Origin of the sequence: Aldersonia sp. NBC_00410 (assembly GCF_026342035.1) — a bacterium.
Classification (GTDB): Bacteria; Actinomycetota; Actinomycetes; order Mycobacteriales; family Mycobacteriaceae; genus Aldersonia.
The window spans coordinates 1-24382 of the sequence record NZ_JAPENM010000019.1 but is presented as its reverse complement, the minus strand read 5'-3'; the positions used below and the strand labels follow the sequence as shown (position 1 = coordinate 24382).

Annotated in this window: 3 protein-coding genes; all 3 read left to right on the top strand. The window is 67.2% G+C overall.

Annotated features, from left to right (window positions below; translation table 11 throughout):
• Positions 1-19944, top strand: a complete 19944-nt coding sequence (locus OG921_RS26455) for a non-ribosomal peptide synthase/polyketide synthase (protein ID WP_266115539.1) — start codon at positions 1-3, stop codon at positions 19942-19944.
• A gap of 314 nt (positions 19945-20258) precedes the next feature.
• Positions 20259-20393, top strand: coding sequence for a hypothetical protein (locus tag OG921_RS26450; RefSeq protein WP_266115538.1), 135 nt, complete (start codon positions 20259-20261; stop codon positions 20391-20393).
• The coding region (locus OG921_RS26445) for an amino acid adenylation domain-containing protein (protein ID WP_266115537.1) at positions 20390-24382 on the top strand (3993 nt) is incomplete at its 3' end. The genes OG921_RS26450 and OG921_RS26445, both read left to right, overlap by 4 nt.

Below are 24382 nucleotides of genomic sequence, written 5' to 3'. Positions count from 1 at the left end.
TTGTTCGGTGGAATCACTTATGCCACCGACCTGTTCGACGAGCGCACTGCGCAGTCGTTCGCAGACCGGCTCATGCGGGTCATCGCTGCGGTGGTGGCCGATCCCGCGGTGGCGGTGGGGGATATCGCGATCGGTGATGCTGCCGAGCGGTCGGTGTTGGTGGATGTGTGGAGTGGGGCGGGTGTCGGGTCGGGTGCGGATGGGTCGGCGACGTTGGCGGGCGGGTTCGCCGGGCAGGTGGCGCGGGATCCGGGCGCGGTTGCGGTGGTGTTCGGTGCGGATCGGTTGACTTATGGCGAGTTGGGGGTGCGGGCGAATCGTCTTGCGCGGTATCTGATCGCACAGGGTGTGGGTCCGGAGTCGCTGGTGGGGGTGGCGTTGCCGCGGTCGCTGGATGTGGTGGTGGCGATGCTGGCGGTGGTGCAGGCCGGTGCGGGGTATGTGCCGTTGGATCCGTCGTATCCGGTCGAGCGGATCGCGTACGTGGTGGGCGACAGTGCGCCGGTGTGTGTGATTTCGTGGTCGGGGTGTGAGCACGAGTTCGCCGGGACCACGGTGATCGATATCGACACCCTCGATCTGAGTGCCGTGTCGGGGGAGCCGATTTCGGATGCCGAGCGCACCGCGCTACTGCGGCCGGAGCATGTCGCCTACGTGATTTACACCTCGGGGTCGACCGGGCGCCCGAAGGGTGTGGCGGTGGCGCACCGCAACGTGGTCGAGTTGATGGCCGGGACCGAGGAGTTGTACGGGTTCGGTGCCGGTGATGTGTGGACGATGTTCCATTCGGTGGCGTTCGATTTCTCGGTGTGGGAGTTGTGGGGCCCGTTGCTGACCGGTGGGCGGCTGGTGGTGGTGGACTACTACACCTCGCGCTCGCCGGCGCAGTTCCTGGAGTTGGTGGCCGCCGAGGGTGTGACGGTCCTCAATCAGACGCCGTCGGCGTTCTATCAGTTCGCCGAGGCCGATCGTGCCCACTCCGAGGGTGGGGATGGTCCGGTGGGGTTGGCGTTGCGGTATGTGATTTTCGGTGGCGAGGCGTTGGAGCCGCGCCGGCTGGCCGGCTGGTTCGATCGGCGCGGGGATCGTGACGCGGTGTTGGTGAACATGTATGGCATCACCGAGACCACGGTGCATGTGACGCACCGCCGGATCGGGGCCACCGACACCACGGCCGCGAGTGTGGTGGGTGGCCCGATCGCGGGGCTGCGGGTGTATGTGCTGGATTCGCGGTTGCGTCCGGTGCCGGTGGGTGTGGCGGGTGAGGTCTATATCGCGGGTGGTCAGTTGTCGCGGGGGTATCTGGGTCGCGGGGATCTGAACGCGACGCGGTTCGTGGCCGATCCGTTCGGTTCCGGTGGACGGTTGTACCGCTCGGGTGACGTGGCGCGCTGGACTGTGCCCGAGGGTCGCTCCGCAGGTTCGGCTCCTGCCGCGGCCGAGCTCGAGTTTGTGGGTCGTGCCGATGATCAGGTGAAGGTGCGTGGGTTCCGGATCGAGTTGGGTGAGGTCGAGGCCGTGGTGGCTTCGTTGCCCGGTGTGGGTGAGTGCGCGGTGGTGGTGCGCGAGGACACTCCCGGTGATGCCCGGTTGGTGGCGTATCTGGTGCCGGCGGCGGGTGCGGTGCTCGACATCGAGGCGCTGCGCACACTCGCGGGTGAGTCGCTGCCGGTGTACATGGTGCCGACCGGGTTCGTGGTGCTGGAGCGGATCCCGTTGACGGTGAACGGGAAGTTGGATCGTAAGGCGTTGCCGGCGCCGGTTGTCGTGCAGAGCGAGTTCCGGGCGCCGGTGACGCCGATCGAGCAGGTGGTGGCGGGGGTGTTCGCCGAGGTGCTCGGGATCGACCGCGTTGGTGCCGATGATGATTTCTTCGCCCTCGGCGGTAACAGCCTGTTGGCGACACAGGTGGTTTCGCGTCTGGGTGCGGCGTTGGATGCGAGTATCCCGGTGCGGGTGTTGTTCGAGGCGCCGGTAGTGGAACGGCTTGCGGTGGCGGTCGCCTCGCACACCGGCACCGGGCGGGTCGCGTTGGTGGCCGGTCCGCGGCCGGAGCGGATCCCGTTGTCGATGGCCCAGACCCGGATGTGGTTCCTCAACCGCTTCAATCCGGATTCGGTGGTCGACAACATCCCGATGGCGATCCGGATGTCGGGGACGCTGAATCTCGATGCGTTGCAGGCGGCGATGTTCGACGTGCTGGGGCGGCACGAGTCGCTGCGCACGGTGTACCCGGAGATCGATGGTATCGGCTACCAGTTGGTGCTTTCGGCTGAACAGGTCGGCCTCGATCTCGCGCCGGTGTCGGTGACCGAGGCGGAACTCTTCGGTGCGGTGGCCGGGGTGGTCGGGCGTGGATTCGATATCACGACCGAGGTACCGGTGCGCGCGCGACTGTTCCGGGTGAGCGACAACGTAGGCGACGAGTTCGTGTTGGTGTTCGTGGCCTATCACATTGCCACCGATGGTTTCTCGGTTGCGCCGCTGGCGCGGGATGTGATGCTGGCGTACGAGTCCCGTACCCGGGGCGAGGCGCCGAGCTGGTTGCCGTTGCCGGTGCAGTACGCCGACTACGCCCTGTGGCAGCGCGCGGTGCTCGGCTCCGATGATGATGCGGAATCGCTGATATCGCGGCAGATTGCCTACTGGAGCAGCCAGCTCGCGGGCGTGCCGGATCAGTTGGATCTGCCTTCGGACCGGCCGCGGCCCGCGGTGGCGTCGGGTCGGGGTGCGAACGTCGAGTTCGAAATCCCGGCGCAGCTGCATGCCGGGTTGGTGGAGTTGGCGCGCGCGCACGACGCGACGCTGTTCATGGTGGTGCACGCGGCGCTGGCGGTCCTGCTGGCGCGACTGTCGGGGACCGACGATATTGCGGTGGGAACGCCGATCGCGGGTCGCGGTGAGCGTGAACTCGATGACCTGATCGGCATGTTCGTCAACACCCTGGTGCTGCGCACCGGTGTGGATGGTGGCGAATCGGTCGCGGATCTGCTCGCGCAGACGCGGGAAACCGACCTCGGCGCGTTCGGGCACGCGGATGTGCCGTTCGAGCGGCTGGTGGAGATTCTCGATCCGGCCCGCTCGCAGGCGCGTAACCCGCTGTTCCAGGTGGCGCTCTCGTTCCAGAACCTCGGCACGACCCGGTTCGAGTTGCCCGGCCTCACGGTCGCAGCCCTGGACGCTGTGTCGGATACCGCGAAGTTCGACCTGCAGGTGACGTTGTCGGAGCACCAGGCGGATCCGCAGGGCGGTCCGGTCGGTATGGGTGCTGTGTTGACCTATGCCACGGACCTGTTCGACGAGGTGTCGATGGTCGAATTCGGCCGGCGGCTGGTCCGGGTGTTCGAGGCGTTCGTGACCGATTCCGCTGTGCTGGTGGGGGATATCGAGATCCTCGATGCCGGTGAGGTTGCCGAGCTGATCCGGGTGCCGGGTGCGGGGGCGATGCCGGTCGGCTTGTTGCCGGAGTTGTTGACCGCGTCGGTGTTGTCGTCGCCGGATGCGGTGGCGGTGCGGTTCGAGGGCCGGTCGTATTCGTACGCGGAGTTGGACGAGTCGTCGAGCCGGTTGGCGCGACTGCTGATCGGTCGTGGTGTGGGTCCGGAAGCCATGGTGGCGCTGGCATTGCCGCGGTCCTACGCGATGGTGCTGGCGGTGTGGGCGGTTGCCAAGACCGGTGCGGCCTACGTGCCGGTGGATCCGACGTATCCGGTCGATCGTGTCGAGTACATGCTGTCGGATTCGGCTGCGCTGCTCGGTATCACCGCCGCGGCGCATGTCGATGCTCTGCCCGGTGCGGTGCAGTGGCTGGTGCTCGATGCACCCGACACCGACCAGGCGCTGGCGGAGTTCTCCGCGAACCCGGTGACCGATGCGGATCGGGTCGCGCCGGTGCGGGTGTCGAACACGGCATACATGATTTACACCTCGGGTTCGACGGGGCGCCCGAAGGGTGTCGCGGTCACCCATGCCGGGTTGGCCGGTCTGACGCAGTATGCGACCGGGTTGTACGGGGTGGACGCGGATTCACGGTTCCTGCATGTGTGTTCGCCGAGTTTCGATCCGTCGGTGCTGGAGTGGACGGCGGCCTTCTCGAACGGTGCGACGCTGGTGATCGTGCCGGCGGGGGTGATCGGCGGGGTCGAGTTGACCGAGTTGCTGGTCGCCGAGCGGGTGACGCACGCGATGATCGTGCCGGCGGTGCTGGGCACGATGGATCCGGCGGAGTTGCCGGAACTGGTGATGGTGCAGACCGGTGGCGACGCCTCGACGCCGGAGTTGGTGGCGCGGTGGGCGCCGGGGCGGCGGTTCTTCAACGGGTACGGCCCGACGGAGACGACGATCATCTCCTCCTACGCGAGGCTGGATGTGGCTGCTCCGGTGACGATCGGTGCCCCGATCCCGGGGATGTCGGCGCTGGTGCTCGATGGCCGGTTGCGTCCGGTGCCGGTCGGTACGGCGGGTGAGTTGTATCTGTCCGGTGACGCGTTGGCGCGCGGCTATCACGAGCGGGCGGGTCTGACCGCGGACCGGTTCGTGGCCAATCCGTACGCCACGGGCGGTGAACCGATGTACCGCACCGGTGATCTGGTGCGGTGGCGCCGTGACGGTGCACTCGAGTTCGTGGGGCGCAGCGATTTCCAGGTGAAGATCCGTGGGTTCCGCGTCGAGCTCGGTGAGATCGACACGGTGCTCGCGGCCCACGAGTCGGTGCGGTTCGCGGTCACGCTCGGGCGCACGCTCGAGTCGGGTGCCACGGTGCTGGTGTCCTATGTGCAGCCCGTGCCGGGCACCGCGATCGATACCGGTGTCCTGGCCGGGTTTGCCGGGGACCGGTTGCCCGGGCATATGGTGCCGTCGGCGTTCGTGGTTATCGACGAGGTGCCGCTCACCCCGATCGGGAAGCTGGACCGTAAGGCGTTGCCCGAGCCGGTGTTCGAGACGGTCGAGTTCCGTGCCGCGACGACACCGCTGGAGCAGGGCATTGCCGAGGTGATGGCCGAGGTGCTCGGTCTGGGGTCGGTCAGTGTCGATGATTCGTTCTTCGCCCTCGGTGGCGACAGCATTGTGTCGATCCAGTTCGTGTCGCGGGCGCGGGCGCGGGGGATCCGGTTTACCCCGCGCGATGTGTTCGAGCAGCGCACGGTGGCCGGTTTGGCCGAGGTCGCGGTGTTCGACGACGGCACGGCCGAGGTCGTCCAGCTTCCGGAGTTGCCCGGTGGCGGCGTTGGCACCTTGCCGTTGACGCCGGTGATGGCAGGGTTCCTGGCCGGTGGTGGGGATTACCGGACGTTCAATCAGTCGGTGCCGGTGCAGGTTCCGGCGTCGATGGATCTGAAGTTGTTGACCGCAACCATTGCCACGGTTGTCGATGCGCACGACATGCTGCGGGCCACGCTGCACCGTGACGAGAACGGTGAGTGGGTGTTCGAGGCCCGTCCGGTCGGGTCGGTCGATGTCGCACAGTGGATCCGGCATTACCCGCTGCCGGCCGATATCGATGACGCCGAGTTGAGTGCGGTGGCGTCGAAGGCCACCGATGCGGCGTTGGGTGAGCTGGATCCGCAGACCGGTGACATGGTGCGGTTCCTGTGGTTCGACTTCGCCGGTGACAGTCGGCACGGTGTGCTTTACATCGTTGGCCATCACTTCGTGGTCGATGGTGTGTCGTGGCGGATTCTGGTGCCGGACATGGCGATTGCGTGGTCGCAACTGAGCGCGGATCAGCCGGTGGCGCTGGCGCCGGTCGCGACCTCGATGCGCCGCTGGACCCATGCCCTGGCCGAGGAGGCAGTGTCACCGGGCCGCGCGGCGGAGCTGGAGTTGTGGCGCGAGGTCCTTGCGGTGGAGGATCCGCTGCTGGGTTCGCGGGCGCTGGATCCGAACGTCGATATCGAGTCGAGCACGGATCGGGTCACGGTGGAGATCCCGACCGAGATTACCGGCGCGGTGCTGCGCGATCTTCCGGAGTTGTATCGCGCCAGTGTCAACGACGCCTTGTTGGCGGCGTTGGCGATGGCGATGGTGGCGTGGCGACGCAACCGGGGCGTCGATCTCTCGTCGGCTTTGGTCCGCATGGAGGGTCACGGCCGTGAGGAGACCCTAATCCCGGGTGCGGATCTGTCGCGGACGGTCGGCTGGTTCACCAGTGCCTACCCGGTGCGCGCCGATTTGGCCGGAATCGACGTGGCCGACGCCTTCACTGGTGGCCGCGCTGCGGGCGAGGCGATCAAGGCGGTCAAGGAGCAGCTACTCGCGATCCCGGATCGCGGTATGGGCTACGGGCTGCTGCGCCACTTCAATCCCGAGGGTGGAGTGCTGGCCGGCTTGCCGCAGGGGCAGGTCAGTTTCAACTACCTGGGCCGGGTCGCTGGCACCGAGGTACCGGTCGAATTGGCCGACATCGGGTGGGGACTGTCCGGGGCGTTGGGCGCGCTGACCTCGCATGTCGAGTCGACCATTCCGGTGCATTCGGTGATCGACATCAACGCGGCTGTCGGCGACGACGGTGTCCTGGGTGCCGGGTTCACCTTCCCTGTCGGGGTGATCGACCGCGCCGAGGTGCAGGATCTGGCCGACCTGTGGAGTCAGGCGTTGGCTGCTCTGGCCACCCATAGTGCGGCACCGGATGCCGGTGGCCTGACACCGTCGGATCTGCCGCTCGTCGAGGTGGGTCAGACCGACATCGACGGCTGGGAGCAGCGCTACCCGAACCTGACCGATGTGTGGCAGCTTTCGCCGCTGCAGTCGGGTCTGCGGTTCCACGCGATGCTCACCGCCGACGACGTCGCGGGCGGCGTCGATATCTACACGATGCAGGCGACCCTGCACCTGGGCGGCTATCTCGATGCCGAGCGATTGCGTTCGGCGGCGCAGGCGTTGACCGAGCGGTACACGAACCTGCGGACCGCGTTCGTCACCGACTCGGCGGGGACCGCGGTGCAGCTCGTGCTCGGCCGGGTCGACGTGCCGTGGCGTGAGCTGGATTTGACGGATCTGACCGAGACCGAGCGAGCCGAGCAGGTGCGTGCGGAGCTGACCGCCGAGCAGGCGGCCGGGTTCGATATGACCTGTCCGCCGATGATGCGGTTCACCCTCATCCGCACCGGCCACGACGCGTGGCAGCTGGGCGTGACCGTCCACCACATTCTGCTCGACGGCTGGTCGATGCCACTGCTGATGCGGGACCTGCTGGTGCTCTACGCGGTCAGCGGTGACCTTTCGGTGCTGCCCCGAGTCCGGGACTACCGCAACTTCCTGGTGTGGCTGGCCGAGCGGAACCGGCAACACTCCCTCGACACCTGGGCGCATGCGCTCGACGGTGTCGCGGGACCCACGATGCTCGAGTCCGTGTCGCGGCAGCACACCGAAAGCGGCACCGGCAAGGTGGGTGTGCACCTGTCCGAGGCCGAGACGGCGCGGCTCACCGAGGCCGCGGCCGCGCTGGGCGTCACGCTCAACACCATGGTGCAGGCGGCATGGGCAATCCTGCTCGGCCGCATGACCGGATCCTCGGATGTGGTGTTCGGTGCCACCGTGTCGGGTCGCCCGGCCGACATCGCCGGGGTCGAGTCGATGGTCGGGTTGTTCATCAACACCATCCCCGTCCGGGTCCGCATCGCCGCCGACGCCACGTTCTCGGCGCTGTTGGGCCGCTTGCAGTCCGAGCAGGCCGACCTGCTCGAACACCACTACCTCGGCCTGACCGACATCCACCACGCCGCCGGCGTGGCCGAGTTGTTCAACACGCTGTTCGTGTTCGAGTCCTACCCGATCGACCGGGCAGCGTTGAGCGAGGCCGGTTCCGCGCTCGATGGGATGGCGGTCACCGGCGTCGACATCCTCGACGGATCGCATTACCCACTCACATTGCTGGTCAACCTCGGTGCGCAACTTGTGGTCGACTTCAAATACGACCTGGCTCTCTTCGCCACCACCGAGATCGAGACACTCGCCGCCCGGCTCCTGCGGGTCTTGGCGAGGGTGGCCGCAAACGCCGAGGTCCCGGTCGGGGATATCGACATCCTCGACGCCGCCGAGCGCGACGCGGTCCTCTCGCAGTGGAACGCCACCGATGTCGGTGTGTTCGACGGACTGTTGCTCGACCGGTTCGACCGTGCCGTTGCCGCGACGCCGGATGCCGTGGCGGTGGTGTTCGAGGGCGACTCGCTGACCTACGCCGATTTCGCCGCACGGGTGAACCGGCTTGCGCGGCACCTGATGTCGCTGGGTGTGGGTCCGGAGTCGCGGGTCGCGGTGGCGATGCGGCGTGGCACGGATCTGCTGGCGGCGATTTATGCGGTGACCGCCGCGGGCGGCGCGTACGTTCCGGTCGATCCGGATCACCCGGCCGACCGCATTGCGTACGTGTTGGATTCGGCGGATCCGGTGGTGGTGCTGACCACGCAGCGCGCTGGCGTCGATGCAGGCGATCGGTCTGTCGTGGCGGTGGACACCCTCGATGTGTCGGGCTATTCGGCGGATCCGGTGACGGATGCGGATCGGGTGGCGCCGTTGCGTGCCGGCAACACGGCGTATGTGATTTATACCTCGGGTTCGACGGGTCGCCCGAAGGGTGTCGCGGTCACCCACGGCGCGATCGTGAACCGCCTGGAGTGGATGCAGACGGCCTACGCCCTCGATGGCTCCGATGTGGTGTTGTGGAAGACGCCGGTCACCTTCGATGTGTCGGTGTGGGAGTTGTTCTGGGCCTTGGGTGTGGGTGCGCGTCTGGTGGTGGCGGCGCCGGACGGTCACCGGGATCCGGTGTATCTGGCGGGGCTGATCGCCGAGCAGTCGGTGACGACGCTGCATTTCGTGCCGTCGATGATGGCGGCGTTTGTGGGTGCGGTGGCGGCGGGGTCGTGCCCGTCGGTGCGGCGGGTGTTCGCTTCGGGTGAGGCGTTGACCGGTGATGTGGCGCAGCGGTTGCGCACGGTGGTGCCGAGCACCGGGTTGCACAACCTGTACGGCCCGACCGAAGCCGCGGTGGACGTGACGTTCCATGAGGTGACCGATGCGGACACGGTGAGTGTGCCGATCGGTGCACCGGTGTTCAACACCGAGGTGTTCGTCCTCGATGCCCGGTTGCGTCCGGTCCCGGTCGGGGTGCCGGGTGAGTTGTACCTGGCGGGTGTGCAGTTGGCCCGCGGCTACCTGGGTCGCGCTGATCTGACGGCGGACCGGTTCGTGACCAACCCGTACGGCGAGGCGGGCGAGCGGATGTACCGCACCGGTGACCTGGTGCGGTGGACCCCGGTTGGTGAGTTGGATTATTTGGGGCGCACCGATTTCCAGGTGAAGCTGCGCGGTTTGCGTATCGAGCTCGGTGAGATCGAGGCGGCGCTGCTCGCCTTCGATGGTGTCACGCAGTCGGTGGTTGTGGTGCGGGGCGACGGCATCACCGATCGGCTGGTCGGCTACGTGGTGGGCGACGCCGCCAGCGATCCGGAGCAGATCCGTGCTTTCGTTGCTGCGCGGGTGCCGTCGTACATGGTGCCCGAGCAGATCATGATCCTGGATTCGTTCCCGCTGAATGCTTCCGGGAAGTTGGATCGCAAGGCTCTGCCGGCACCGGTGTTCGAGGTGGCGGTGTTCCGGGCACCGACGACTTCGATCGAGCAGGCCGTGGCCGGCGTGTTCGCCGAGGTCCTCGGGATCGACCGGGTCGGTTTGGACGACGACTTCTTCGCCCTCGGTGGAAACAGCCTGTTGGCGATGCAGGTGGTTTCGCGTCTCGGTGCGGCATTGGATGCCACGGTGCCGGTGCGCGCCTTGTTCGACGCATCGACGGTGGAACGTCTTGCGGTGGCTGCCGAGTCGCATGCGGGTGCGGGACGGGTGGCGTTGGTACCCCAGGTCCGCCCGGAGCAGGTCCCGTTGTCGTTGGCGCAGTCGCGGATGTGGTTCCTCAACCGGCTCAACCCGGATTCTGCGGTGGACAACATCCCGGCGGTGCTGCGCATCACCGGCCCAGTGGATACCGATGCGTTGCAGCGTGCCGTCACCGATCTCGTCGAGCGGCAGGAGACGCTGCGCACGATCTACCCCGAGGTGGACGGTGTCGGCCATCAGGTGGTCCTCCCGAGCGCGGACGCAACCCCGGATGTCACGCCAGTCGAGGTGGATCCGGCCCGTGCGATCGATGCGGTCCGCGAGTTCCTGCTCCGCGGGTTCGACGTCACGCGCGAAACCCCGTTCCGGGTAGCTCTTTTCCGGCTCGCCACCGACGAGCATCTGCTTGCCGTCGTGATGCACCACATCTCCGGTGACGGAGCATCGGTCGGTCCGCTCGCCCGCGACGTGATGGTGTCCTACGAGGCGCGCGCTCGCGGCGCGGAGCCCGGCTGGGCTCCGCTACCGGTGCAGTACGCCGACTTCGCCTTGTGGCAGCGCGAGGTACTCGGTTCCGAGGACGACCCGGAATCGGTTATTTCGCAGCAGCTGTCGTACTGGACGCGCGAACTTGCCGGCCTGCCGGAAGAGATTTCGCTGCCTGCCGATCGGCCGCGCCCGCATGTCGCGTCGTTTGCCGGTGCCGAGGTCGGGTTCGATATCGACGCGGATTTGGGTGCGCGCGTCGAGGAACTCGGCCGCCGCTTGAACGCGACGCCGTTCATGGTGGTGCATGCCGCGCTCGCGGTGGTGTTGTCGCGGTTGTCGGGGACCGACGACATCGCGATCGGCACCCCGGTGGCGGGTCGTGGTGAGCGCGAGCTCGATGACATGGTCGGCATGTTCGTCAACACGCTGGTGCTGCGCACCGGTGTGGATGGGGGCGAGTCGTTCGCCGATCTGCTGGCCCGCGCCCGCGACACCGATCTGGGTGCTTTCGGTAACGCCGATGTGCCGTTCGAACGGCTCGTCGAGATCATCGATCCGATTCGTTCGCAGGCACGCAATCCGCTGTTCCAGGTGATGTTGGCGTTCCAGAACTTCGAGCAGACCCGGTTCGAGATCGCTGGTCTCACGATCGAGGGTGTCGAGAACCCGACGGACACAGCCAAGTTCGACCTTCTCGTCACCCTCGGTGCGGATCCCGGCGGCGCCGGGTACGGCGGGACGCTGACCTATGCGACGGATCTGTTCGACGAGGCCACCGTGGCCGGGTTCGGGCAGCGCCTGGTCCGGGTGCTCGAGGCGGTCACCGCCGACCCGAGTGTGGCCGTTGGTGATGTGGAGCTGCTGACCGCCGCGGAGCGGGCGTTGGTGGTGTCGGAGTGGAACGCCACCGATGTCGGTGCGTTCGACGGCCTGGTGCTCGACCGGTTCGAGCAGACGGTTGCCACGTCCCCGGACGAGGTCGCGGTCGTGTTCGAAGGCGAAGAGCTGACCTATGCGCAGTTCGCCGCGCGGGTGCATCGCCTTGCCCGGCATTTGATTTCGATCGGTGTGGGCCCGGAATCGAGGGTCGCGGTCGCGATGCGTCGCGGTCCGGATCTGCTCACCGGGATCTATGCCGTGGTCGCCGCGGGCGGTGCGTACGTGCCGGTCGACCCGGATCATCCGGCCGACCGCACCGCGTACGTGCTGGAGTCGGCCGATCCGGTAGTGGTGCTGACCACCACCGACGACGGTGACGATGTGCGGGAGAGGTCTGTCACCGGCGCGGAGCCTGCGGAGCGACCGCTTCTGTGCCTCGACACCCTCGATGTGTCGGGTTACTCCCCGGATCCGGTCACCGACGCGGACCGGCTGAGCCCGCTGCGGCCGGGCAATGCGGCCTACGTCATCTACACCTCCGGTTCGACCGGTCGCCCCAAGGGCGTTGCGGTGGCACACCGGTCGGTGGTCAACCAGATCGGTTGGGTCGCGGGCGAGTACGGCGTGAACGCGTTGGATGTGGTGCTGTGGAAGACCCCGACCACGTTCGATGTGTCGGTGTGGGAGTTGTTCGCCGTCAATGGTGTTGGCGGTCGACTGGTAGCCGCGGCCGCGGATGGGCACCGCGACCCCGCGTACCTGGTGCGCGTGATCGAGGAACAGTCGGTGACGTTGACCTCTTTCGTGCCCTCGATGCTGTCGGCGTTCGTCACTGAGTTCACCGCGGGTAGTTGCGCTTCGCTGCGGGCGGTGTTCGTGGCCGGTGAGGCACTGCCGGCGCAGACTGTATCCGCGTTCCGGGCGCGCAGCCGCGCGGAGGTGCACAACCTGTACGGCCCGACGGAGTTCACGGTGCATGCGACCGCGGCACCGGCGCCGGCGGTGCTGGGCGCGTTCGTGCCGATCGGCGCTCCGGTCTACAACAGCCGGGCGTTCGTGCTCGATGCCCGGTTGCGGCCGGTGGCGCCGGGTGTGGCGGGCGAGTTGTACATGGCGGGTGTGCAGGTCGCGCGCGGATACTTCGGCCGGCCGGACCTCTCGGCCGAGCGCTTCGTGGCCAACCCCTTCGGTGGCGGTGGACGGCTCTACCGCACCGGCGACCTGGTTCGCTGGACGACCGATAGTTCGGGTGCCGGTGTCATCGAGTACCTGGGCCGGACCGACTTCCAGGTGAAGCTGCGTGGTCAGCGCATCGAGCTCGGCGAGATCGAGGCGGCGTTGCTCGCGGTTGAGGGTGTGGCGCAGTCGGTTGTGGTGGTGCACAACGACGGTGTCACCGATCGCTTGGTCGGCTATGTCACCGCCTACACCACGGTGGATGCGGATGCGGTGCGCCGTGCGGTGTCCGAGCGGGTTCCGTCCTACATGGTGCCCACCCAGATCATCGCTTTGGCGGCGTTGCCGCTCAACCCGTCCGGCAAGCTGGATCGTAAGGCGCTGCCGGCGCCGGTATTCGAGGCCGCGGCGTTCCGCGCCCCGACAACCACGATCGAGCAGGCCGTTGCCGATGTGTTCGCCGAGGTGCTCGGCCTCGACCGGGTCGGCCTCGACGATGACTTCTTTGCCCTGGGCGGCAACTCGCTGCTGGGCATGCAGGTCATGTCTCGCCTGGGTCAGGTGCTGGATGCGACCATCCCGGTGCGGGTGTTGTTCGAGGCGTCCGCGGTGGAACGCCTTGCGGTGGCGGTCCAGGCGCATGCGGGTGCGGGGCGGGTGGCGTTGGTGGCGGGTCCGCGGCCGGAGAGTGTCCCGTTGTCGTTGGCGCAGTCGCGGATGTGGTTCCTGAACCGGTTGGATCCGGAGTCGGCGGCCTACAACATGCCGATGGCCATCCGGTTGACGGGTGAACTCGACACTGTTGCACTGCAACTGGCGGTGGGCGATGTGGTGGCGCGACACGAGTCGCTGCGCACGGTGTACCCGGAGGTCGATGGGATCGGGTTCCAGCAGGTACTCCCGCCGGCCGAGGCCGGGGTGGCACTGTCGTCGGCGTCGGTGCGTGAGTCCGAGGTGTTCGCCGAGATTGCAGGGTTCGCGGGTCGCGGGTTCGACGACCTGACCGAGCGGGTTCCGGTGCGGGCACGGCTGTTCCGGATCACCGATGTCACCGACGAGTTCGTGCTGGTGGTCGTGGTGCATCACATAGCTACCGATGGTTTCTCGGTGGGTCCGCTGGCGCGCGATGTGATGATGGCGTACGAGTCCCGTACCCGGGGCGAGGCGCCGGGCTGGACGCCGTTGCCGGTGCAGTACGCCGACTTCGCGTTGTGGCAGCGGGAGGTCCTGGGCTCCGAGGATGATCCGGAGTCGCTGATTGCCGGTCAGCTCGACTACTGGACAACCCAGCTCGCGGGCGTGCCGGACGAGTTGGCGCTGCCGTTGGATCGGCCGCGGCCGGCGGTCGCGTCGGGCCGCGGTGCCACGGTCGGGTTCGAGGTCCCGGCGCAGCTGCATGCCGGGTTGGTGGATCTTGCGCGGGAGCACGAGGCAACCCTGTTCATGGTGGTGCATACCGCGCTCGCGGTGCTGCTTGCGCGCCTGTCCGGCGGCGACGATGTGGCGATCGGTACGCCGATCGCGGGTCGCGGTGAACGGGAACTCGACGATCTGATCGGCATGTTCGTCAACACCCTGGTGCTGCGCACTCCGGTCGAGGGTGGGGCGTCGGTCGACGAGGTGTTGACGCAGGCGCGGGCGACCGACGTCGCCGCGTTCGGGCATGCGGACGTGCCGTTCGAGCGGTTGGTGGAGGTGCTCGACCCCGCTCGGTCACAGGCGCGGCATCCATTGTTCCAGGTGGCGCTCTCGTTCCAGAATCACGTCGAATCACGTTTCGAACTGCCGGGGTTGACCGTGGCCGGTCTCGACGCCGGTGTCGACACGGCGAAGTTCGACCTGCAGGTCACGGTGTCCGAGCTCGGTGCCGGCGGGATGTCGGGTGCGTTGACCTATGCCACGGACCTGTTCGACGAGGTGTCGATGGTCGAATTCGGCCGGCGGCTGGTCCGGGTGTTCGAGGCGTTCGTGACCGATTCCGCTGCACTGGTGGGGGATATCGAGATCCTCGATGCCGGTGAGGTTGCCGAGCTGATCCGGGTGCCGGGTGCGGGGGCGATGCCGGTCGGCTTGTTGCCGGAGTTGTTGACCGCGGCGGTGCTGTCGTCCCCGGCTGCGGTGGCGGTGCGGTTCGAGGGCCGGTCGTATTCGTACGCGGAGTTGGACGAGTCGTCGAGCCGGTTGGCGCGACTGCTGATCGGTCGCGGTGTCGGTCCGGAAGCCATTGTGGCGCTGGCATTGCCACGGTCCTACGCGATGGTGCTGGCGGTGTGGGCGGTTGCCAAGACCGGTGCGGCCTACGTGCCGGTGGATCCGACGTATCCGGTCGATCGTGTCGAGTACATGCTGTCGGATTCGGCTGCGCTGCTTGGTGTTACGGGTTCGGAGTACGTCGATGGGCTACCCGATGGGGTGCAGTGGCTGGTCCTGGATGCACCGGATACCGACCAGGCGTTGGCCGGTTTCTCCGCCGATGCGGTGACCGATGCGGACCGGCTCGCATCGGTGCGGGTGTCGAACACGGCGTACATGATTTACACCTCGGGTTCGACGGGGCGCCCGAAGGGTGTCGCGGTCACTCATGCCGGGTTGGCGGGTCTGACGGCGTATGCGACCGGGTTGTACGGGGTGGATGCGGATTCGCGGTTCCTGCATGTGTGTTCGCCGAGTTTCGATCCGTCGGTGCTGGAATGGACGGCGGCGTTCTCGAACGGTGCGACGCTGGTGATCGTGCCGGCGGGGGTGATCGGCGGGGTCGAGTTGACCGAGTTGCTCGCTGCCGAGCGGGTGACGCACGCGATCGTCACCCCGGCGGTGCTGGGCACGATGGATCCGGCGGAGTTGCCGGAGCTTGTGATGGTGCAGACCGGTGGTGATGTGTGCACGCCGGAGTTGGTGGCGCGGTGGGCGCCGGGGCGGCGGTTCTTCAACGGGTACGGCCCGACGGAGACGACGATCATCTCCTCCTACGCGAGGCTGGATGCGGCGGGACCGGTGACGATCGGTGCCCCGATCCCGGGGATGTCGGCGTTGGTGCTCGATGCCCGGTTGCGTCCGGTGCCGGTCGGTACGGCGGGTGAGTTGTATCTGTGCGGTGACGCGTTGGCGCGGGGGTATCAGGAGCGGGCGGGTCTGACCGCGGACCGGTTCGTGGCCAATCCGTACGCCACGGGCGGTGAACCGATGTACCGCACCGGTGATCTGGTGCGGTGGCGCCGTGACGGTGCACTCGAGTTCGTGGGTCGCAGCGATTTCCAGGTGAAGATCCGTGGGTTCCGCGTCGAGCTCGGTGAGATCGACGCGGTGCTCGCGTCGCACGAGTCGGTGCGGTTCGCGGTGACGTTGGGTAGCCAGTTGGAGTCGGGTGCGACGGTTTTGGTGTCGTATGTGCAGCCCGCACCCGGCGTGGTGATCGACACCGCGGTGCTGGCGGGGTTTGCCGGGGACCGGTTGCCCGGGCATATGGTGCCGTCGGCGTTCGTGGTTATCGACGAGGTGCCGCTGACCCCGATCGGGAAGCTGGACCGTAAGGCGTTGCCCGAGCCGGTGTTCGAGACGGTCGAGTTCCGTGCCGCGACGACACCGCTGGAGCAGGGCATTGCCGAGGTGATGGCCGAGGTGCTCGGTCTGGGGTCGGTCAGTGTCGATGATTCGTTCTTCGCCCTGGGTGGCGACAGCATCGTGTCGATCCAGTTCGTGTCCCGCGCCCGGGCGCGGGGGATCCGGTTTACCCCGCGTGATGTGTTCGAGCAGCGCACGGTGGCTGGTTTGGCCGAGGTCGCGGTGTTCGACGACGGCACGGCCGAGGTCGTCCAGCTTCCGGAGTTGCCCGGTGGCGGCGTTGGCACCTTGCCGTTGACGCCGGTGATGGCAGGGTTCCTGGCCGGTGGCGGGGATTACCGGACGTTCAATCAGTCGGTGCCGGTGCAGGTTCCGGCGTCGATGGATGCCGAACTGCTGCGGGCGACGATCGCTTCGGTGGTGGATCAGCACGACATGCTGCGGGCCACGCTGCACCGTGACGAGAACGGTGAGTGGGTGTTCGAGGCGCGTCCGGTCGGGTCGGTCGACGTCGCACAGTGGATCCGGCATTACCCGCTGCCGGCCGATATCGATGACGCCGAGTTGAACGCGGTCGCATCGGCGGCCACCGATGCGGCGTTGGGTGAGCTGGATCCGCAGACCGGTGACATGGTGCGGTTCCTGTGGTTCGACTTCGGCGCCGACCGGCACGGGATCCTGTACATCGTTGGGCATCACTTCGTGGTCGATGGTGTGTCGTGGCGGATTCTGGTGCCGGACATGGCGATCGCGTGGGCGCAGTTGAGCGCGGGTCAGCCGGTGGCGCTGGCGCCGGTCGCGACCTCGATGCGCCGCTGGACCCATGCCCTGGCCGAGGAGGCAGTGGCAGCGGGCCGCTCGGCGGAGCTGGAGTTGTGGCGGGATCTGCTCGACGTCTCCGATCCGTTGCTGGGTTCGCGGTCATTGGATCCGGTTGTCGATGTCGGGTCCACGGTGGATCAGGTCACGGTGGAGATCCCGGCCGAGGTGACCGGCGCGGTGCTGCGCGATCTGCCGGAGTTGTACCGCGCCAGCGTCAACGACGCCTTGTTGGCGGGGTTGGCGATGGCGATGGTGGCGTGGCGACGCAACCGGGGCGTCGATCTCTCGTCGGCTTTGGTCCGCATGGAGGGTCACGGCCGTGAGGAGACCCTGATCCCGGGTGCGGATCTGTCGCGGACGGTGGGCTGGTTCACCAGTGCCTACCCCGTGCGGACGGACCTGGCCGGGATCGACATCGCCGATGCCTTCAACGGTGGCGCTGCCGCGGGCGAGGCGATCAAGGCGGTCAAGGAGCAGCTACTCGCGATCCCGGATCGCGGTATGGGCTACGGGCTGCTGCGCCAGTTCAATCCCGAGGGTGGAGTGCTGGCCGAGCTACCGCAGGGGCAGGTCAGTTTCAACTACCTGGGCCGGGTCGGTGGCACCGAGGTACCGGCCGAATTGGCCGACATCGGGTGGGGACTGTCCGGGGCGTTGGGCGCGCTGACCTCGCAGGTCGAGTCGACCATTCCGGTGCATTCGGTGATCGACATCAACGCAGCTGTCGGCGACGACGGTGTCCTGGGTGCCGGGTTCAGCTTCCCGCGTGGGGTGATCGACCGTGCCGACGTGGCGGAACTCGCGGATCTCTGGAGTGACGCGTTGCGCGGGCTCGCGCAGCACAGTGCGGCGCCGGTGGCCGGTGGCCTGACACCGTCGGATCTGCCGCTCGTCGAGGTCGGCCAGACCGATATCGACGGTTGGGAGCAGCGCTACCCCAACCTGACCGATGTGTGGCAGCTGTCGCCGCTGCAGTCGGGTCTGCGGTTCCACGCGATGCTCACCGCCGACGGCGGTGCCGATATCTACACGATGCAGGCAACCCTGCACCTGGGCGGCTATCTCGATGCCGAGCGATTGCGTTCGGCGGCGCAGGCGTTGACCGAGCGGTACACGAACCTGCGGACCGCGTTCGTCACCGACTCGGCGGGGACCGCGGTGCAGCTCGTGCTCGGCCGGGTCGACGTGCCGTGGCGTGAGGTGGATTTGACCGGTGTCGCGGAAGGTGACCGGGCCGAGCGCGCCCGTCGCACCCTGGCCGCGGATCAGGCCAACGGGTTCGACATGACCCGTCCGCCGCTGCTTCGGTTCACGCTGGTTCGCACCGCGCACGACGCGTGGCAGCTGGGCGTGACCGTCCACCACATTCTGCTCGACGGCTGGTCGATGCCGCTGCTGATGCGCGACCTACTGGTGCTCTACGCGGTCAGCGGCGATCTGTCGGTGCTGCCCCGGGTGCGGGACTACCGCAACTTCCTGGTGTGGCTGGCCGGGCAGGACCGGCAGCGCTCCCTCGACACCTGGGCGCATGCGCTCGACGGTGTCGCGGGACCCACGATGCTCGAGTCCGTGTCGCGGCAGCACACCGAGAGCGGCATCGACCGGGTGAGCATCGAATTTTCCGAGGCCGACACGGCGCGGCTCACCGAGGCCGCCGGAAAACTCGGCGTCACGATCAACACGATGGTGCAGGCGGCGTGGGCGATCCTGCTGGGTCGGATGACCGGTCAGTCCGACGTCGTGTTCGGTGCCACCGTGTCCGGTCGTCCGGCCGATCTTGCCGGGGTCGAGTCGATGGTCGGGTTGTTCATCAACACCATCCCCGTCCGGGTCCGCATCGCTGGCGACGCGACAGTGTCCGAGTTGCTGAGCCGGTTGCAGTCCGAGCAGGCCGACCTGCTCGAACACCATTACGTCGGCCTGCCCGAGATTCACCAGGCCGCTGGTGTCGGCGAGTTGTTCAACACGCTGGTCGTGTTCGAGTCCTACCCGATCGACCAGGCAGCGCTGAGCGAGGCCGGTTCCGCTCTGGACGGGATGCAGGTCAACAGCGTCGAGGTGCTGGACGGATCGCATTACCCACTCGGATTGCTCGCTACCGTCGCGGGAGCGCAACTCGATCTCGGCCTCAAGTACGACATGGCCGTGTTCGACACCACCGAGATCGAGACACTCGCCGACCGGCTGCGTCGGATCCTCGACACGTTCGTGCGGGATGTCGACGGTCGAGTGCGCGATATCGAACTCGTCGACGAAGGCGACCTCGACGCGCTCGGTGCTGCCGGTGCCGGTATCGCTGCCGGTGCACCTCCGGTCGCGATGACGGCATCGGATACCCTGCCGGCGATGCTGGCCGAGATCGTCGAACAGGACCCTGCGGCGCCCGCTTTGGTTCGCGGCGATGAGGAGGTTTCCTACGCAGAACTCGACGGTCGCTCGTCTCGGCTCGCGCGGGAATTGATCGGACGTGGCGCCGGACCAGGCGATGTCGTCGCGGTCGTTCTGTCACGCTCCGAGGCGGCGGTCGAGGCGCTGTGGGCGGTCGCCAAGACCGGCGCGACGTTCTTGCTACTGGATCCGACCAGGGATGCCGAAGCGCTGCGAGACGCGGTAACGGTTTCTGGGGCAAGCGTCGTTGTGACGATTGCGAAGTTCGCGCCGATCGCCCAGGATCCGCTCCACCTGGTGATCGACGATCCGGCAACAACACAACAGATCGCGGCCCAGGACGACCGGCCCGTTTCCTACGCGCACCGTCGCGCCCAGCTGACCGCCGAGCATGCGGTGTTTGTCACGAGCGCGCCGTCCGCGCACACTGTGACGCATGGGGAACTCGCGCCGTTCTTGGGTGCGGCTGCTGGTGTTTACGGGTTGGATGCGGAGAGCCGGACGTTCCTGTACCGCGCTGATGAGCGGTTCCAGGTGCTCGAGGTCCTGCTCGCGGCGACCACTGGTGCGGCGATGGTGCTTGCGGAGGCGGATTCCGCGAAAGAGGTCGGCGATATATTCGCTGACGATTGGGTGACGCACGGGTTCGTCGCGGCGGGCGTGCTCGCCGAGCTCGGCGACGATATCGCGGAAGACCTGTCCGATGTGGTGCTGACAGCGGGTGCCGCGGCCGACGTTCCGGATTTGCCGGACGAGGTTCGCCTGCACGTAACCAAGAAGGAGTGGTGGACATGACGCGCGAGATTGCCGCCGAGGCACTCGCACGCGGCCGCAACCACGGAACTGTGGCGTAGGTAACGCTTCGGTTACGGGAACGATATTAAGACCAATGCCCAGAACAGTGTGGACCGGTGCCCATAACGCGGCGGCGGCCGGGTGAGCATCGAGTTTTCGACGCCGAGATGGCGCGTGTCTGCGCCCTCTCGGCCGGGGTCCGCATGCGGTGACGTCGTTAGGGCAATTTGTCGGGTTCCTTCGCGAGGCGGGGCGGGTGGACGGGACGGATATAGCGCGGTGCACATACCTGCCTCGCGTCGACGCGGATTCTGGTGCTCGCCGACCTGGGTGACGATGTCGCCGAAGATGTGCTTGATGTGGTGCTGACAGTGGGTGCCGCGGCCGATGTCCCGGATTTGCCGGGCGACGTCCGCGTGCACGTAACAACGAAGGAGTGGTGGACATGACGCGCGAGGTTGCCGGCGAGTCGCGCGAGCCGGGCTCGCAACGGCGCCGGCGGTCCGACCGCCCGGGCAGGCGCCCGCGTTCGGCGCGTACCCCACTGTTGCCGCAGTTGCTGGCAGCCGCGGTGGAAGCCAACCCGGCGGGGGTGGCCCTGGTGGGTGACCGTGCGCTGACCTATGTCGAGTTGGACGCGTTGTCCTCGCGCATCGCCAGACTGCTGATTGGCCGCGGGGTCGGCCCCGAGTCGGTCGTGGCGATCGGTCAGCGCCGGTCGGTCGAGTACATCGTGTCACTTTGGGCGGTCGCCAAGACCGGCGCGGCATTTCTGCCCGTCGACCCGGCCTATCCGCGTGAGCGCATCGAGTACATGCTCGGCGATTCCGGCGCGTCGCTTGGCCTGACCACGGCGGAGCATGCGGCGACCCTGGGCGATTCCCTCGACTGGATTGTGCTCGACGATCCGGACACGGTCGCCGCGTATGAGACCGAGTCCGGCGACCCGGTCAGCTACGCCGAGCGAGTTACGGTCCTGCGTGCCGAAAATCCGGCCTACATGATTTACACGTCCGGCTCCACCGGCCGACCGAAGGGTGTTCTGGTCACTCACGGTGGGCTCGCCTCGTTGTCTGCGAGTCAGGTTGAGAAATACCAGGCGGCGGCACAGTCACGAGTCCTGCATTTCGCTTCGCCGAGCTTCGACATTTCTGTCGGGGAATTGCTGCTCGCGGTCGGTGCGGCGGCCACGCTGGTGGTGGCTCCGACCGACCTTGTCGGCGGCGTGGAGATGGCGGATTTTCTGCGTGAGCAGGCGGTGACCCATCTGCTTCTGACGCCGACCGTGCTTGCGGCGATCGACCCGGCTGGGCTCGACATGGTGGAGACGGTGGCGGTGGGCGGTGAGGCCTGTCCACCGGAGCTGGTCGACCTGTGGGCGCCGGGCCGTCGGTTCGTCAACGGGTACGGCCCGACCGAGACGACTGTGGTCACGAATGTCAGCGATCCGCTGGTGCCGGGGGAGCGTGTGACGATCGGTGCCCCGCTCCGCAATACCGCATCATGGGTGCTCGACACTGGGCTGCGGCGCGCACCGGTCGATGTCGTGGGTGAGTTGTATTTGTCCGGGCCCGAATTGGCGCGTGGTTATCACGAACGCAGTGGCCTGACTGCGGAACGGTTCGTGGCAAACCCGTTCGTGGCGGGCGAGCGAATGTATCGAACCGGGGACCTCGTGCGGTGGACGGAGTCCGGCGAGATCGATTATGTGGGACGCTCCGACTTCCAGGTGAAGATCCGCGGTTTCCGGATTGAGCTCGGCGAAATCGACTCGGTGTTGAGCGCTTTCGAGTCCGTCGACTTCGCGGTGACGGTGGGCCACACTTCCGACGTTGGTGCGGTGTCGCTGGTCGCGTACCTGCTGCCGGGCGACGGGGCCAAACTTGACACCGATGTGTTGGCCGAGCACGCCGCCGAGCATCTGCCTGTGCACATGCTGCCGACGGTGTACATGGTGCTCGACGAGATCCCGCTTACCGGGAACGGCAAGCTCGATCGCCGGGCGCTGCCGGCGCCGGTGTTCGAGGCGGCGGTGTTCCGTGCGCCGACCACTCCAATCGAGCAGGCCGTGGCGGAGGTGTTCGCGGAGGTCCTCGGCCTCGAGCGGGTCGGCTTGGACGATCATTTCTTCGCTCTCGGTGGCAACTCCATCCTTGCCACCCGAGTCGCAGCCCGGCTCGGCGCCGTTCTGGATGTGTCGGTGCCGGTGCGGTTGTTGTTCGAAGCGCCGTCGGTCGAACGGTTCGCTGTCGCAGTGGAATCGGATGCCGGTGCCGGACGGATCGCGCTGGTTGCAGGTCCGCGGCCGGAGCGGGTGCCGTTGTCGTTTGCGCAGCAGCGGATGTGGTTCCTCAACCAGTTGGATCCAGATTCGGCCGCTTACAATGTGCGGCTGGCTATCCGGCTCACGGGTGACCTCGACATCACAGCGCTCGAGACGGCGGTGGGCGACCTCGTTGCCCGGCACGAGTCGTTGCGCACCATCTATCCCGAGGTCGAAGGCTTCGGGCCGGTGCAACTGGTGTTGCCGGCGGCCGAAGCGGGAGTCGAGCTCGTCGTCGAGTCGGTGACGACCGAGGACACCGTCGAACGCGTCCATGCCGTGCTGATGGGTGGGTTCGATGCCCAAACGCGGGTTCCCGTGCGGGCTCACCTGATTGACGTGTCGGATGCGCCGGGCGAGTACGTCCTCGTTGTGGCCGTGCATCACGTGTCCGCGGATGGTGCTTCGGTGGCGCCGTTGGCGCGGGATGTGATGCTGGCCTACGAGTCCCGCACGCACGGTGAGACGCCGGGCTGGACTCCGTTGCCGGTGCAGTACGCCGACTTCGCGTTGTGGCAGCGGGAGGTTTTGGGGTCCGAGGAGGATCCGGAGTCGTTGATTTCGCGCCAGATCGCCTATTGGGCAGATCAATTGGCGGGTGTGCCGGATCAGCTGGATCTGCCGTCGGATCGGCCGCGGCCGGCGGTAACGTCGGGTCGGGGTGGCACGGTTGCGATCGGGGTGCCGGCGAAGGTGCACGCGGCACTCGTGGACCTCGGCCGTGCCTACGACGCCACGCTGTTCATCGTGGTGCACGCCGCATTGGCTGTGCTGCTGGCGCGACTGTCGGGTACCGACGACATTGCAGTCGGCACGCCGATCGCGGGTCGTGGTGAGCGTGAGCTCGACGATCTGATCGGCATGTTCGTCAACACTCTGGTGCTGCGCACCGTGGTGGATGGCAGTGAGTCGTTCGTTGATCTGATGGCGCGCACGCGCGAAACCGATCTGGGCGCGTTCGGAAATGCCGATTTGCCGTTCGAGCGTCTCGTGGAGGTGCTCGATCCGGCGCGTTCGCAGGCGCGCAACCCGTTGTTCCAGGTGGGGTTGTCGTTCCAGAACTTGGCCGAGAGCCGATTCGAGCTGCCCGGCCTGACTGTTGAGCCGGCCGGAACCGACGCGGGTCTGTCGCAGTTCGATCTGAACTTCATCATCGGTGACAGCTACGACGAGCACGGCATCCCGAGCGGTCTCGGTGGTGAGGTGACATTCGCGACCGACCTGTTCGACGAATCCACGGTCGCGTTATTCGCGCAGCGATTCGAACGCCTGCTCGCGTCGATCGTGACGGATGCGTCGATGGCGGTCGGCGATATCGAACTGCTCGACGCCGCCGAACGCACTGCCGTGCTCACCGAGCGCAATGCGACGGATGTGGGTGCGTTCGAAGGTCTGTTGTTGGATCGGTTCGAGCATGCCGCCACGACGTCGCCGGGTGCGGTGGCGGTGGTGTTCGAGGGCGAGGCGCTGTCCTACGGCGAGTTTGCGGCGCGAGTGAATCGGCTGGCACGGCATCTGATTTCGATGAATGTCGGTCCGGAGTCGCGGGTAGTGCTCGCGATGCGGCGCAGCCTCGATCTCGTGGTCGGTATGTATGCGGTGGTGACCGCGGGTGGGGCCTATGTGCCGGTGGATCCGGATCATCCCGCCGAGCGGATCGGGTGGGTGCTCGAATCCTCGGAGCCGGTGGTGGTCTTGTCGACCACGCGGGACGGGTTCGAGGCGGGGGAGAGGTCCGTCCTGAATGTGGATGGCCTCGACCTGTCTGCGTATTCGACTGCCCCCGTGACCGATGCGGATCGGGTGGCGCCGGTGCGCCCGGACAACGCGGCCTATGTCATCTACACCTCGGGTTCGACGGGCCGCCCGAAGGGTGTGGCGGTCAGCCATGCGGCGATCGTGAACCAGGTCGGCTGGATGATCGGCGAGTACGACATCACCGCCGATGACATTTACTTGCAGAAGACGGCGACGACGTTCGACGTGTCGCTGTGGGGCTATTTCCTGCCGTTGGCGGTGGGTGCGCGGCTGGTGGTGGCAACCCCCGACGGCCACCGCGATCCGGTCTACCAGTGCCGGGTGATCGCCGAACACGGTGTGACGCTGACCGATTAC